The following is a 13,873-nucleotide window of genomic DNA, read 5'->3' as shown; positions in this document are numbered from 1 at the left end:
TCGTATCTCCTGGATGTCGGCCGGAAGCCGGCCGGAGGTCGGTACGGGGAGGTGTTCGCGTGTCAGCGGTACGAGGCCCTGGTGCGGATCCGGGAGACGCCGAGCAGCACGAGCAGCGTCGTTCCCATCAGGACCACGGCGACGGCCGCTCCGGTGAAGAGCGAGCCACGGTCGGTGGCCGCGAAGATCTGCACCGGGAGCGGTGTCCAGTCCGGCGGGTAGAGCATCATCGTGGCGCTCAACTCGCCCATGGACAGCGCGAAGCAGAGCCCCGCCGCCGCCGTGAGGGACGGCAGCAGGAGCGGCAGCTTGATGCGCCACAGGACGTAGCCGGGGCGGGCGCCCAGACTGGCCGCCGCCTGCTCGTACATCGGGTCGAGACGGACTATTGCCGCCGAAACCGACGAATAGGCGAACGCCGTGACAAGAATGGTGTGCGCCAGGATCACGATCCAGCTCGTCCCGTTCAGCAGCATCGGCGGCTTGCTGAACGCGACGAGCACGGCGAGCCCGACGACCACCGATGGCACGGCGACCGGCAGCATGAACAGCGCGTCGAGGAACCTCTTGCCGCGCCTGCGCAGCGAGGCGGCGGCCAGCGCGGCCCAGGAGCCGATGGTCAGGGCGAGCAGGCTGGCACTGACGGCCGTGATCAGGCTGGTGGTCAGCGCCTGGAGCGAATCGCCGCCGGTCGCCGCCGCGTAGTGCTCGGTGGTCGGCCCGGAGGGGAAGGCGCCCGACCAGTTGGTGGTGAACGACGCGGCGAGGATGACCAGCAGCGGCACCGCGAACAGCGGGACGAAGAGCACGAAGAACACGGCCCAGATGGCCCATTTCCCCGTACGGCTATGCACCAACACGGCGGCTCACCATCCGATACAGGGTGTAGAGGCCGACCGAGATCGCGATGTTGACGACGGCGACGACACAGGCCGCCGGGTAGTCGGACTCCAGGATCGCCTTGCTGTAGACGAGCATCGGCAGGGTCGTGACTCCCTTCGCGCCGGTGAACAGCACGATGCCGAACTCGTTGAGGCACATCACGAGGACGAGGCTGCCGCCGGCGGCGAGCGCGGGGAGCGCCTCGGGGAGGATCACCTGCCCCACGATCCGGGCCGGCTTCGCGCCCAGCGAGGACGCCACCTCCAGCTGCGCGCTGTCGAGCTGCGAGAACGCCGCGAGCAGCGGGCGCATCACGAAGGGCGTGAAGTAGGTGATCTCGGCGAGCAGCACGCCCCACGGGGTGGTGAGGAAGGCGAAGGGGCCACTGGACGCCCCGGTGAGGTCCGTCCAGACGCCGTTGGCCATGCCGACGTTGCCGTAGATGAACAGCAGGGCGAGCGTGATCAGGAACGACGGGAAGGAGAGGAAGACGTCGATGAACTTGGCGACCGCCCGGCCGCCGGGGAACGGCACGAACGCGATGACCATGGCCAGGACGAAGCCCAGCACCAGGCATCCGACGGTGGAGCCGACCGCCAGCCAGACGGTGGTGGTCAGCGCCGAGCGGAACGATCCGGAGGCGAACACCTCGCCGTACGGGGCGATCGAGGTGCCGCCCTCGTCCGGGCTGACGGACTGCTGGACGACGAGGGCCAGCGGGTAGAGGAAGACGAGCGCGAGGACGGCGACGGGCGGCAGCGCCCAGACGAAACGGGGGACGCGGCGGGCCTCGCGGGCCGGGGCCTGCGGGCCGGACAGGTCCGGCTGCTTGCCCCCGCCGGTGCGCCGGCGGGGGGCCGTCGTGCCGCCGATGACCGGTGCGACGGACTGCGCGGTGCTAGCCATCGGCCCCTCCCCCGGCTCCCGGCGCCGCGCCGGCGGGCAGCAGTACCGCGTCCTCGGCCGCGAAGTGCAGCGTGACCCGGTCGCCGAGCGCCGGTGTCTCGCGCAGCTCCTTCAGGTCCGCCTTGACCCGGTGGCCGTCGACGTCGACGTACAGGCGGTGGGTGGAGCCGCGCCACTGGACCTCGGCGATGGTGCCGTCCAGCGCGTTGGGTCCGTCGCCGAGCCCGACCAGGTGGGGCCGGACGCACAGGGTGGCGGTGGCGCCCCGGGAGACCTCGCCGGTCGGTACGTCGAGTGCGCGGCCGGCGAAGTCGACGGTGTCGGTGCCGTCGGCGACGGTGACCGGCAGCAGGTTCGCGTTGCCGACGAACGAGGCGGTGAACTCGGTGCGCGGGCGGCGGTACAGGTCCTGCGGGGTGCCGCAGTCCTGGAGCCTCGCCTTGTCCATGACCGCGATCCGGTCGGCGAGGGTGAGCGCCTCGACCTGGTCATGGGTGACGTACAGAATGGAGACGTCCGGCAACTCCCGGTGCAGCCGCGCCAGTTCAGCGAGCATTCCGGAGCGCAGCTGGGCGTCGAGGGCGGAGAGCGGTTCGTCGAGAAGCAGGACACCGGGCCGGATGGCGAGCGCGCGGGCGATGGCCACGCGCTGCTGCTGGCCGCCGGAGAGCTCGCGCGGATAGCGCTTGGCGTAGGCGGCCATGCCGACCATTTCGAGGGCCTCGGCGACCCGTTCGGGAATCCCGTCCTTCGCGGCCTTGCGGGCCTTCAGGCCGAAGGCGACGTTGTCCTGGACCCGCATGTGCGGGAAGAGGGCGTACTGCTGGACGACCATGCCGATGCCGCGCTTGTGCGGCGGCAGCCCGGTGACATCGCGGTCGCCGAGGTACACCCGCCCCGAGGCGGGCCGCACGAATCCGGCGACGGCGCGCAGGGCGGTGGTCTTGCCGGACCCGGAGGGGCCGAGCAGGGCCATGACCTCGCCGGGTTCGACGGTCAGATCGAGCCGGTCGAGGACGGTGTTCCCGCCGTACGCGACGCTGACCTGGTCGAACCTGATTCCGCTGCGGACGGACCGCTCTCCGCCGGTCATGCCTCGGCCCGCGCGATCAGGTCCGGGAGCTCGGCGACCGAGCCGAGCACATGCGTGGCGCCGTTGCGGGCCAGCTGGTCCCTGCCGTGGGCTCCGGTGAGCACCCCTGCGACGATCCCGGCGCCGGAGCGCACCCCGCTGAGCATGTCGTACGAGGTGTCGCCCGCGACGACGACCTGCTGGACGCCGTCGACGGCGCCGGTGCGCAGGAAGGCGGCGAGGACCATGTCCGGGTGGGGGCGGCCGCGCCCGCCCGCGTCGGCCGGGCAGAGGGTGAGGTCGACCAGGTCCTGCCAGCCGAGCGCGGCCAGGATCGCGTCCTGGGTGGTGCGGGCGAATCCGGTGGACAGGACCACGGTCCGGCCCTCGTCCTTGAGCCGTTCGATGGCTTCGCGGGCGCCGGGGAGCGAGGCGATGCGGCCGCCGTCGACGAGTTCGCCGTACGCCTCCTCGAAGGCGGTGTTGGCCTGCTGGGCCCGGTCCTCGTCGCCGAAGAGGTGCCGGAAGACGGAGATCTTGGACTCGCCCATGGTGGCGCGCACGTAGTCGAGCTTCTCGGCGTGGTCGGCGGAGCCGGGCTCGACGCCGAGGCGTTCGGCGGCGGCGGAGAACGCCTGCTCGACGAGGCCGCCGTCGGCGACGGTGGTGCCGGCCATGTCGAGGACGATCAGGTTCAGCTTCTCGGTGTTGCTCAACTTCTTCACCAGCCCAGTTCGTCGGCGGTCGTTTCGGCGATGGCGGGCGAGCAGGTCATGCCCCGGCCGCCCGGCCCGGTGACCAGCCAGACGCCGTCCCGCACCTGCTGGCGATGGACGACCCGGCTGGTGTCGGTGCACTGGGCGTAGACCCCGGCCCAGCGGTGGCGGATCCTCGGCAGCGGGCGGCCGAGGAAGGACTCGACGACCCCGGTGAGGTGCTCGTACGGCTCCTCGACGGTGTCGAAGGAGAAGGGGTGCTCGTACTCGTGGGTGTCGCCGATGGTCAGTCCGCCGTCCCGGCGCTGCACCATCAGCAGCTGCATCCGGTGCGCCGCCGCGGTGGGCGCCTGCGCCTGCTCGGCGTTGAGGGTGTCCAGCGCCGCACTCCGGTAGGCCGGGTAGTAGCGGAAGCTGTCCGCGTCGGCGACGGAGGTGGTGAGCGGCTCGCCGAGCGGGTCGGTCTGCATCATCTGGAGGCGGACGCGGCGGACCGGCAGATCGGGGCCGGCCAGCTCGCGGACGAGCCCGCCGAGCCAGGCGCCGGTGGCCAGGATCACCGCGTCGCCGGTGTGCACGTCGCCGTGGTCGTCGCGGACGGAGGCGGTGCCCACCACCTCGCGTACCTCGCGGCCGCCGAGGAAGGTGTACCTGCCGGACCTCGACAGCTCCCGCTTCAGCGCGAGTTGTGCGGTGCGCGGCTCGACCGCGGCGTCCCGCTCGCACCACAGGGCGGCGGTGAAGTCCCCGCGCAGCGCGGGGTTGACCGCACGGGCCTCGCCGGCCGTGAGCAGCTTGTAGCCGCGGGCCGCCGCGTCGGGCCGGGCGACGGCCGCCTCGGCGACGGCGGCCTCCAGCTCGGTGCGGAGCGGGGTGAGCGAGCCGCAGGCCCGGAAGCCGAGGTCCGGGACCCGCGCCCCGATGCCCTCCCAGAGCTCACGGGCGCGCAGCGCGGTCTCCAGCTCCTCGCCGCCGGCCCGGCCGCTGACCCATATCTGTCCGAAATTGCGGAGCGATGCCCCGCGCGCCTCGCTCTCGCGCTCGATCTGTACGACCTCGTGGCCGCGGTTCACTGCGTGCCAGGCGTGCATGGTTCCCACCACGCCGGCTCCTACGACGATGACTCTCACGACGGCTACGCTCCTCGGGGCGGGTGGCCCGCACGGATCCGTACGGCAACGGGACGGTGAACTGGACCCCAAGCTTGGCCTAGACCCGTTACGTTCCCGTTATCCAAATGAGTCGATTCGCGGAGCTGCGCGGTCGGTCGTGTGTGCGGGCGGTTGTTCAGCGGCCGTCCTGCGGGCCCAGGTGCGCGGTGAAGGAGAAGCGGTCGCCGCGGTAGAGGGTCCTTACGCGCTCCAGCGGCTTCCCGGCGGTGTCGCGCGAGATCCGGTGGATCAGCAGCATGGGCAGTGCGGGCGGCGTACCGATGAGCAGCGCCTCGCGCGGTGTCGCGAGCACCGTCTCGATCCGCTCGTCGGCATCGCCGAAGGGGATGCCGAGCCGGTCGCGGAGGTAGGCGTAGAAGGACGAGTCGGGGTCGAACCCGGTGGCCAGATCCGGTACGCGGGCGACGGAGACGTATGTGCTCTCCAGCCCGACCCGGTCGTCGTCGGCGAGCAGCACCCGCTCCAGGTGCCAGACCGGCTCGCCGCGCTCCACCCCGATGTCGGCGGCGAGCGCCTCGGGGCAGGGGAACCGCTCCAGCCCGATGAGGTGACGGCCCGGCGTGCGGCCCTGGCGGCGTACGCCTTCGGTGTAACTCGCCAGCGAGAGTGGCTGCTCCAGCTTGGGGCCCGCGACGACGGTGCCGCGCCCCTGGCGGGCGAGCCGCCCTTCCAGCAGAAGTTCCCGCAGCGCCTGGCGCACCGTCTCGCGCGAGACCTCGTAGCGTTCGGCCAGATCGCGTTCGGTGGGCAGCATGCCGCCCTCGCCCAACTCCTCTATGAGGACGGAGACATGGGCCTTGACCGCGTAGTACTTGGGAATACGGCCGTGCTCCGGGATGCCGGAACGGATGGGTGCGCCAGGTGCCTGGTCGTGCGGGTAGTCCACGGCCCGATGGTGGCAGACGGACATGAACAACGGTGAACGTCCGGGCACGGGAAGTTCGGTTCAGGCGGCTCGGGGGTCCAGGACCTGGGTTCGGGGGCGGCCGGCCCGGGGGCTTGGGTTCGGGGCGCGGGGGCGTGAGCCCTGGGTTCAGGGGTTCGCGCGGCGCGGTCGCCGGGCCCTGATCACCATCGCCCCGCCACCGATCAGGAACCCGGTGACGGTGATACCGGCCGCGGGGACGCTGCCCGGGCCGGTCGCGGCCAGCTCCGGGCGGCCGCTCTGTTCCGGGGTGCGGCCGGGTCCGGCCGGCCGGGGCTCGCGCGAGGCGTCTCCGGTACCGCCGACCTCACCGGTCGCGGGTGTCTCGCCGGTCTCGGTGGTCCCGGCCATCTCATCAGTTTCGGTCATCTCATCGGTATCGGCGGTCTCTGCGCCGTCGCCGTCGCTCTCGTCGACGACAACAGTGAAGGGGTAGTCCTCGGACTGGCCGACCCAGGCCCCGTCGTCCTTGCCCGACTTGCCGGCCGTGCCGCTCACCGCGCGCTGGCGCTGGACGATGGCGGCGTTGGCGGTCATCCGGCCGGGGCTGGTGTCGGAGGTGAACGCCATCCGGACCTCGACGGTGACGGTGCGGCCCGCCGGGACGGTGAAGCCGTCGAAGGAGTCGCCGCCCTCGCCGCCGAAGACGCCGATGTGCTCGTCCTGGTCGGTGGTCTCCCAGGTGACGCGGTGTTCCGTGCCGGGACTGCCCTGCTCCGAGAACTTCAGCTGGATCTGGTCGGCGGTCACCCTGCGGTCCTCGTCGGTGAGGACGAGCACGGGGTGGATGCCCCGGCACGACTCGGTCGTGGTGTTGGTCAGGTCCAGGAACCAGGTTCCGTAGCCGCCGCCGGACACGTACGTGTCCGGGCCCCCGTGGATGCGGGTGCTGATCGGGAAGTCCTTCGCCTCAGGATCACCGCAGGCGGGCTGCTGGTCGGCAGTGGTGGCGCCGGGCGGCGAGACCGGGGTGGCCGAGGACGCGGCCGAGGCGGGTGCGACGGATGTGCCGCCGAGGACGACGCTCGCCGCGACCAGCCCGAGCGCGAATCCGTGCCGGGTCCGCCCGGGGGACGGAGGGGGTGAGGGCGAGGGAGGGCGCGCGTGGGCGGTGAACACCGGGATGGACGTGGCCGCGGCCAGGGGGATGGCCGTGGGACTGGCGGTCGGGACCGACACGGGGCCGGCGGCGGGGATGGAGTCGGCGACGCGGCCGGGCGTCGAACCCGGTACGCGGCCCGGTGTCGATCCGGCCGGTGCGGCGGCCCTGGAAGGCTGTCCGGCCGTGGGCGGGGTGGGGGACATCTGGGGGACCATCCTTCGCTGCTCGCGAAACGGTCGGCTCACCCCGTGCGCCGGAGTTCACCGGTTCTGGGCCGCGACGCTGCCACGCACGCGCGAGACGGCTCGCTCCGACATGCCGAGGGACCGCCCGGCCGGCCCCCGGATTCCGCCCGGCCGGCCCAGCCGCCCCGCCCTCACCCCGCCGCCCCCGCCCCGCGCCTCCGCGCCCGCTCAGGCCGCGCTCACGCCGCTCACGCGCCGCCGGCCCGCCCGAAGAGCGGGGCCAGGATCAGCTGGGCGGCCCCTTCCGCGACCGGCCGGTCGCCCCCTCCCGCGGCGGTGACCGGCACCGGGGCGTCGATGCCGCCCAGCCCGGCGCGCTCGTCGATCACGGCCCGGACGCCCCGTACGTAGGTGTCGGGATCGGCGGCCACCGTACGGCCGCCGAGCACCACCCGGTCGATGTCGAGCAGCCCGACGAGGTTGGCGGCGCCGGTCCCCAGCACCCTGGCGGCCTCCGCGGCGTCCCCCCGGGCGACCGCGGCGAGACAGAGCGCCTCGATGCAGCCGCGCCCCCCGCAGCCGCAGACCGGACCGTCCAGCTGGACGGTCTGGTGCCCGAACTCGCCGGCCGCGGTCCGGGCCCCGCGATGCAGCGCCCCACCGAGGACCAGCCCGGCCCCGAGCCCGGTCCCGAGGTGCAGGTAAACGAAGTCGCCGCCGTCACCCGCCGCCCGCAGGGCGAGCCCGAGGGCGGCGGCGTTGGTGTCCTTGTCGACGACCACGGGCAGCCCGGTCCGTACCGCGAGCGCGTCCCGCAGCGGATAGCCGTCCCACTGCGGGAACCCCGTGACGCGGTGCAGCACCCCGTCACGGTGGTCGAGCGGGCCCGGCACCGCGACGCCGACCCCGAGCACCTGCCGCTCCCCCGGCCCCTGGCCCCCGCACCGCACCGCGGTCACCGCGTCCGCCGCCGCCGCGAGCACCTCGTCCGCCGGGGCGCCGAGGTCCAGCGGGGCGTTGCGGCTCGCGGCGACCGCGCCGGACAGGTCGACGAGCACCACCGTCAGCTCGTCACGGTCCAGGTGCAGGCCGACCGCGTACCCGGCGTCCGGCACCAGTCGCAGCACGGTGCGCGGCTTGCCGCCGGTGGAGGCCCGGTGGCCGGCCCCGGCCGCCAGGCCCTCGGCCCGCAGCCGGGCGGTGATCTTGCTGACGGCCTGAGGCGTCAGCCCCGTGCGCTCGGCGAGTTCGAGCCGGCTGATGCCGCGCTCGCCCGCCGCCCGCAGCAGGTTCAGCACCAGCGCCGCGTTGTGGCTGCGCAGCGTCGGCAGGTTCGCGCCGCTATTGCTCCTGTTCACGGCACCATTGTCGCCGCCGCTTGCACTATGGCAACAGCGTTGCTTAAGTGGCGGACATGACTGGCATGACTGGCACGAGTGGCAACGCGACTCATGAGACGCCCGGACCGTCCGAGACCCCGCTGCGGGTCGGGCTCGTGGGCTACGGTCTGGCGGGTTGCGTCTTCCACGCCCCGCTGATCGCCGCGACCGACGGTCTCGTCCTCGACACGATCGTCACCTCGAACGAGGAGCGACGGGCGCAGGCGCGCGCCGAGTTCCCCGGCGTACGGTTCGCCGCGTCGCCGCAGGAGCTGTGGAAGCGGGCGGACGGCCCCGACGCGCTCGATCTGATCGTGATCGCCTCCCCGAACAAGACCCATGTCCCGATCGCGACCGCCGCGCTGGAGGCCGGTCTGCCGGTCGTCGTGGACAAGCCGGTCGCCGGTACGGCGGCCGAGGCGCGGGGGCTCGCGGCTCTGGCCGAGGAGCGCGGGCAGCTGCTCTCGGTCTTCCAGAACCGCCGCTGGGACAACGACTTCCGCACTCTCGCCCGCCTGCTCGCGGACGGTGCGCTGGGCGACGTACAGCGCTTCGAGTCGCGCTTCGAGCGGTGGCGCCCGCAGCCGAAGGGCGGGTGGCGCGAGTCGGGTGACCCGCAGGAGATCGGCGGGCTGCTGTACGACCTGGGCAGCCATGTCGTCGACCAGGCGCTCACCCTGTTCGGACCGGCGGCGCTGGTGTACGCGGAGTCCGACGTACGCCGTCCGGGCGCCGCCGCCGACGACGACACGTTCATCGCGATCACCCATGTGAACGGGGTGCGCTCGCATCTGTACGTCAGTGCCACGACGGCCCAGCTCGGCCCGCGCTTTCGCGTGCTCGGCCGGAGTGCCGGCTATGTGAAGTACGGTCTCGACCCGCAGGAGGCCGACCTGCGCGCGGGGCTGCGTCCTGCGGCGGACCGGCCGTGGGGCGAGGAGCCCGAGGAACTGTGGGGCCGGATCGGCTCGGGCGAGTCCCCGCTGACGGGCGGCGGCACCCCGGTCCGCACGCTGCCCGGCGACTATCCGGCGTACTACGCGGCGGTCACCGCGGCGCTGCGCCGCAAGGGCGAGAACCCGGTGACCGCCCTTCAGGCGGCGGCGGCCCTGGATGTCCTGGAGGCGGCCCGCCGCTCGGCGAGCGAGGGCGTCACCGTGAACCTCTCGTAACGGCAGCCGCGCAACGGAAGACGCGGCGAGAACGCGGCGGGGCTACGGCAAGGACGCGGGGGCTGGGACGCGGGGGCAGCACGGCCACCGGCGGCCCAGCCCGGCGACCGCACCGCACCGCACACCGGGCCCCGCCCCGTCCCCGCGCACCCGTTACGCGTCCTTGAGCTCCTGCCGCTGCCGTCCCAGCCCGGTGATCTCCAGCTCCACGACGTCACCCGCCCGCAGATACGGCTTGGGCTCCGGCTGGCCGAGGGCGACCCCGGCCGGCGTCCCGGTGTTGATCACGTCACCCGGATAGAGCGTCATGAAGTGGCTCAGGTACCGGACCACCTCACCCACCGGGAAGATCTGGTCGGCCGTGGTGCCGTCCTGCTTCAGCTCGCCGTTGACCCAGAGCTTCAGCGGCAGCGCCTGCGGGTCGGCGACCTCGTCCGCCGTCACCAGCCAGGGCCCCAGCGGATTGAACGTCTCGCAGTTCTTGCCCTTGTCCCAGGTGCCCCCGCGCTCGATCTGGAACTCGCGCTCGGAGACGTCGTGCGAGGTCGCGTACCCGGCGACGTGCGCGAGCCCCTCCTCGGCGGATTCCAGGTAGCGGGCGGTGCGCCCGATGACGACCGCGAGCTCGACCTCCCAGTCGGTCTTCACGCTGCCGCGCGGCACCAGCACCGTGTCCTCGGGCCCGACGACGGTGTCCGGCGCCTTGAAGAACAGGATCGGCTCGGCGGGTATCGCCGCGCCCGTCTCGGTGGCGTGGTCGTGGTAGTTCAGCCCGATGCACACGATCTTGCCGATCCGGGCGAGCGGCGGGCCGACCCGCAGCCCCTCGGCGTCGAGCACGGGCAGCTCGCCGGGCGCGGCCGCGGCGGCCCGTACCCGGGCGAGCGCCGACTCGTCGGCGAGCAGGGCACTGTCGATATCGGTGACTATTCCCGACAGGTCGCGCAGGGTTCCGTTCCCGTCCAGCAGCGCCGGTCGTTCAGCGCCTGCCGTACCCACACGAAGCAGCTTCAACGGTCTTTCTCCCCTTGTTCGAGATCGGGCCCGTCGGATGGGTGGCGGCCACCGCAGGCTTGTCCGATCGTCCAAGACGTCCGATCACTCCGCAAGACCCTGTTCACACACTGGACCGGTGCAACCGCCGCCCCGATTACGCCGCGGTGGCCATGGCGGCCCCGGCGGCCGGCATGTCGCGGTACAGGACGGCCCGCTCGATCGCGGTCCAGGTGGTGCTGGTGACGACGTACAGCGCGGCGGCGAGCGGCACCACGGCCACGGTGAAGAGGGTGGCGAACGACATCAGCGGCATCAGCTTCGTCATCGCGCCCATGCCGGGCACCGGCTGCCCGTCGGGGCCGGCGGCCGGGGTGACCGGGTTGGCGGCCATCTGCCGCTTCGTCCGCCGGTAGTTGAACGTGGCCACGACGGCGACGATCGCGAACAGCCCGAGGTAGACCAGGCCCTGCGCGCCGAAGAGCCCGCCGTGCGCGAGTGCGTCCTGCCACCGCTCGCCGAGCGGTGCGTCGAAGAGCTGGTGGCCGAGGAGCTCGTTGGGGTCGCCGCCGATGTTCTGGCTGGAGAAGAGGTGGTAGAGCAGGAAGAAGGCGGGCATCTGCAACAGGCTGGGCAGGCAGCCGGAGAGCGGCGAGACCTTCTCCTCCTTGTGCAGTTCCATGAGCGCCTTCTGCATGCGCTCGGGGTTCTTGCCGTGCTTCTTGCGCAGTTCGGCGATCTGCGGCTGGAGCCTGGTGCGGGCCTTCTGTCCCCGCGCCGCCGCCCGGGACAGGGGGTGCACGGCGAGCCGTACGAGTGCGGTGAACAGCACGATGGCGGCGGCGGTGGACGCGGTCTGGAAGAGCGGGTGCAGCGCATCGGCGAGCGCGCCGACCAGGTCGGCGAATGCGGACATGAAGACGGACATGAGTGAGCCCTCCGGGGGTCTCGTCGTGCCGGGAGCAGAAACGGACTCGGCATGACGAACCGCGTGGGGCGCCCATGGCGCACCTACCGGGGAAGTGGCTGCTGCTGCGAGCCCCTACGCGGCCGTCGGAAGGGCACGGCCGGGGGCTCGGGGGCGCCGGCGCCCCTTGGCGTCCGGATCCCGCTGCGGCAGGAACGCGGTGCGATTCTCCCGGTCGCGGATGGCGGTGCGGACCCGGGTGCGGGGCACCGGGGCGGCACAGCGGGCGCTGATGACCGAGGCGACGGCGAGCGCGGAACCGGCGGCGGCGGTAGCGGCGAGCGCGACCGCGGCGGAGAGGCTGCCGCCCTCGGCGAGGAGGACCTCGGTGATGAGGAAGAGCAGCAGTCCGGCGGGGCGGAGCAGCCGGGCGAGGCCACTGCGCAGACGGCTGGTGTCGCCGCTCATCGGCCCCTCCCTTCTTCCGCTCGCGGCCGGTCGGCCGGTTCCGCGCGCCCGTGCCATTCGCACAGACGCGCGCTTTATGCTCTCCAGCCGTTATACACGATGGGTCCGGCGCACCTGACCGTCCGAGGTAGGCCAATGGCCGGTGAGCGGTCGGTCAGTGGCCGGTCAGTGACTGGTCCCCGCCGGAGCCCCGTCGGGTTCCGCCTCCTGTTCCGGGACCTCGATCTCGTCCCGCGCGAGCACCTCCTCGTCCGGCCGGTCATCGTGTTCGCGCGGCCCCGCGTACGTCACCGCGAGCGCGACGGCGAGGTTGGCGCCGAGCGCGACGATGCCCGCGTTCACCCCCCACACCGGATCGTTCTCCGTGAACACGAACCCGCACACCACACCCACACCGACGACCAGCCCGCTCATCGCCCCGAGCAGGGTCAGCCGCCGCCACATCAGCCCCAGCAGCACCATGGGAAGCAGCTGCGCCATTCCCTCGTACGAAATGAGGGAGAGCCGCACCAGGGTGTTCGGCGCGGTGTACGTGAGCACCAGCGCGATCACGCCCGCCACCACCACGACGGTCTGCGCGGCACCCTTCTGCCGCCGCTCCCAGCGCGGTACGAGCGAGAGCACGCTGCGTCCCCACATCGTGCCGATGACCAGCATGAAGACGGCCATCGGCACGATCGAGGAGAGAGCCGCCGCCACCCCGATGACGCCGACCGCCCAGGCCGGCAGCGAGTCCACGACCAGCTTGAAGAGGGCCAGGTTGGACTCGGCGCCGACGAGCCCCGGCACGACGAAGAGGGCCGCAAGGCCGAGCAGCATCGGCACGAAGAGCAGCACGTTGTAGGCGGGCAGCAGCATCGCGTTGCGGCGCAGCACGTCGGCGTTCTTCGCGCCGAGGTAGCCCGCGACGGTCGTCGGGAAGATCACCACGGTGAGCGAGTTGAGGAACGAGGTGGTGATGAACCATGCCTGTCCGAGCCCGCTGTCCCCGTGCCCGGGGAAGGTCAGCCACTCGCTCTTCTCGGTGACGATCCGGTCGAGGAAGGGCCCGTACCCGTCGAAGTAGTGCATCGGAACGTAGATGGCGAGGAAGCCGAGCGTCGCGATCACGAGGACGTCCTTGAGCACGGACACCCACGCGCTGCCGCGCAGCCCGCTCACCACGACGAAGCCGGTGGTGACGGCGAAGGCGATGAAGTAGGCCTGGTTCAGGCTGATGGCACCGTAGGAGATGGTCGAGACGACCACGCCCATGCCGGTGATCTGGAGCTGGATGTACGGCAGCAGGAACACGGTCGCGAGGACGGCGACGAGCGCGCCGAGCCAGGGCCGGCCGAAGCGGTGCGCCACCATGTCGGTGATCCCGACGAGTCCGTGCTTGCGCGCGTACGCCCAGAGCATCGGCCCGACGACGTAGCCGATGGCGTACCCGCAGGACATGTACGCCACCACGTAGAGCACCGGCGCCCCGTAGTTGTAGCCCCAGCCCGCGGCGCCCAGGTAGCTGAAGCTGGTGTAGCCCTCGCCGGCCATCAGCACCCAGATGAAGACGGTCCCGAGGCTGCGCCCGCCCACGGACCACTCGGCGAGCCCGCCGCCCTCGCCGGTCCCCTTCCGCCGCCCGCGCGTCGCGAGCAGCCCGAGGGCGACGGTGGCGACCATGAAGACCGCGAAGACGCAGGTCGCGACGGTGGCGTTCACCGGCGGTCCCCCCGCCGGGTCAGCCATACGGCGACGGGGGTCAGCAGGGTCGCCCCGAGCAGCCACACGAAGAGGAACGGCAGCCCGAGGATCACCGGGTGGACCCGGTTCACGAGCGGCAGCACCCCCAGGTAGAGCATGTAGGGGACCAGCAACCACAACAACTGCGGACGTCGTCTGAGCACGTCAGGGAACCTTAGAAGCCGTTGTCGTACCGAGAGGTTCGGTTGCGGGTCGAACTTGGGTGCCCGGTTGAGTGATCGGCTCGTGGCCGGGGAATGAAAGCAGGGCCT

General features: G+C 72.4%; 14 protein-coding genes. 1 reads left to right on the top strand and 13 read right to left on the bottom strand.

Features of this window, described 5'->3' with window-relative positions:
* Positions 1-62 precede the first annotated feature (62 nt).
* From ACIRJP_RS30525 to ACIRJP_RS30490, 8 genes are all read right to left on the bottom strand, one after another.
* Positions 63-860, bottom strand: a complete 798-nt coding sequence (locus ACIRJP_RS30525) for an ABC transporter permease (protein ID WP_404180947.1) — start codon at positions 858-860, stop codon at positions 63-65.
* Positions 847-1,788, bottom strand: a complete 942-nt coding sequence (locus ACIRJP_RS30520; RefSeq protein ID WP_404180944.1) for a 2-aminoethylphosphonate ABC transporter permease subunit — start codon at positions 1,786-1,788, stop codon at positions 847-849. The genes ACIRJP_RS30525 and ACIRJP_RS30520 overlap by 14 nt, the downstream gene beginning before the upstream one ends.
* Positions 1,781-2,881 carry an ABC transporter ATP-binding protein gene (locus ACIRJP_RS30515; protein ID WP_404180941.1) on the bottom strand — a complete coding sequence of 367 codons (1,101 nt, stop codon included), beginning with the start codon at positions 2,879-2,881 and terminating at the stop codon, positions 1,781-1,783. The genes ACIRJP_RS30520 and ACIRJP_RS30515 overlap by 8 nt, the downstream gene beginning before the upstream one ends.
* A complete protein-coding gene (locus ACIRJP_RS30510) occupies positions 2,878-3,585 on the bottom strand; it encodes a phosphonatase-like hydrolase (protein ID WP_404180938.1) in 708 nt (235 codons plus the stop codon). Before ACIRJP_RS30510 ends, ACIRJP_RS30515 begins: the two co-directional genes overlap by 4 nt.
* On the bottom strand, positions 3,582-4,706 hold the full coding sequence (locus tag ACIRJP_RS30505) for a TIGR03364 family FAD-dependent oxidoreductase (protein ID WP_404180935.1): 1,125 nt from the start codon (positions 4,704-4,706) through the stop codon (positions 3,582-3,584). The genes ACIRJP_RS30510 and ACIRJP_RS30505 overlap by 4 nt, the downstream gene beginning before the upstream one ends.
* A 157-nt stretch (positions 4,707-4,863) precedes the next feature.
* Positions 4,864-5,634 (bottom strand): GntR family transcriptional regulator, encoded by a 771-nt coding sequence (locus ACIRJP_RS30500; RefSeq protein ID WP_404180932.1) that lies wholly within the window; start codon positions 5,632-5,634, stop codon positions 4,864-4,866.
* A gap of 147 nt (positions 5,635-5,781) precedes the next feature.
* Positions 5,782-6,978 (bottom strand): hypothetical protein, encoded by a 1,197-nt coding sequence (locus tag ACIRJP_RS30495; protein ID WP_404180929.1) that lies wholly within the window; start codon positions 6,976-6,978, stop codon positions 5,782-5,784.
* 230 nt (positions 6,979-7,208) lie between these two features.
* Entirely contained in the window at positions 7,209-8,318 is a 1,110-nt protein-coding gene (locus tag ACIRJP_RS30490; RefSeq protein WP_404180926.1) for an ROK family protein, read from the bottom strand.
* 65 nt (positions 8,319-8,383) lie between these two features.
* Here ACIRJP_RS30490 and ACIRJP_RS30485 point away from each other — a divergent pair, with 65 nt between their 5' ends.
* Positions 8,384-9,511: a Gfo/Idh/MocA family oxidoreductase gene (locus ACIRJP_RS30485; RefSeq protein ID WP_404181120.1), complete on the top strand. Its 1,128-nt coding sequence runs from the start codon at positions 8,384-8,386 to the stop codon at positions 9,509-9,511.
* A 153-nt stretch (positions 9,512-9,664) separates the two neighbouring features.
* Here ACIRJP_RS30485 and ACIRJP_RS30480 read toward each other — a convergent pair whose 3' ends face one another.
* From ACIRJP_RS30480 to ACIRJP_RS30460, 5 genes are all read right to left on the bottom strand, one after another.
* A complete protein-coding gene (locus ACIRJP_RS30480; protein ID WP_404180923.1) occupies positions 9,665-10,525 on the bottom strand; it encodes a fumarylacetoacetate hydrolase family protein in 861 nt (286 codons plus the stop codon).
* A 136-nt stretch (positions 10,526-10,661) separates the two neighbouring features.
* Positions 10,662-11,432 carry a YidC/Oxa1 family membrane protein insertase gene (locus ACIRJP_RS30475; RefSeq protein WP_404180920.1) on the bottom strand — a complete coding sequence of 257 codons (771 nt, stop codon included), beginning with the start codon at positions 11,430-11,432 and terminating at the stop codon, positions 10,662-10,664.
* A 114-nt stretch (positions 11,433-11,546) separates the two neighbouring features.
* On the bottom strand, positions 11,547-11,879 hold the full coding sequence (locus ACIRJP_RS30470; protein ID WP_404180917.1) for a DUF6412 domain-containing protein: 333 nt from the start codon (positions 11,877-11,879) through the stop codon (positions 11,547-11,549).
* 165 nt (positions 11,880-12,044) lie between these two features.
* Positions 12,045-13,580 carry a sodium:solute symporter gene (locus ACIRJP_RS30465; protein WP_404180914.1) on the bottom strand — a complete coding sequence of 512 codons (1,536 nt, stop codon included), beginning with the start codon at positions 13,578-13,580 and terminating at the stop codon, positions 12,045-12,047.
* Positions 13,577-13,720, bottom strand: a complete 144-nt coding sequence (locus ACIRJP_RS30460; RefSeq protein WP_404181117.1) for a DUF3311 domain-containing protein — start codon at positions 13,718-13,720, stop codon at positions 13,577-13,579. The genes ACIRJP_RS30465 and ACIRJP_RS30460 overlap by 4 nt, the downstream gene beginning before the upstream one ends.
* Positions 13,721-13,873: the final 153 nt, after the last annotated feature.

Origin of the sequence: Streptomyces sp. NPDC102437 (assembly GCF_044765565.1) — a bacterium.
Classification (GTDB): Bacteria; Actinomycetota; Actinomycetes; order Streptomycetales; family Streptomycetaceae; genus Streptomyces.
The sequence above is the reverse complement of the archived record's forward strand: the minus strand, read 5'-3'. Positions and strand labels throughout refer to the sequence as shown.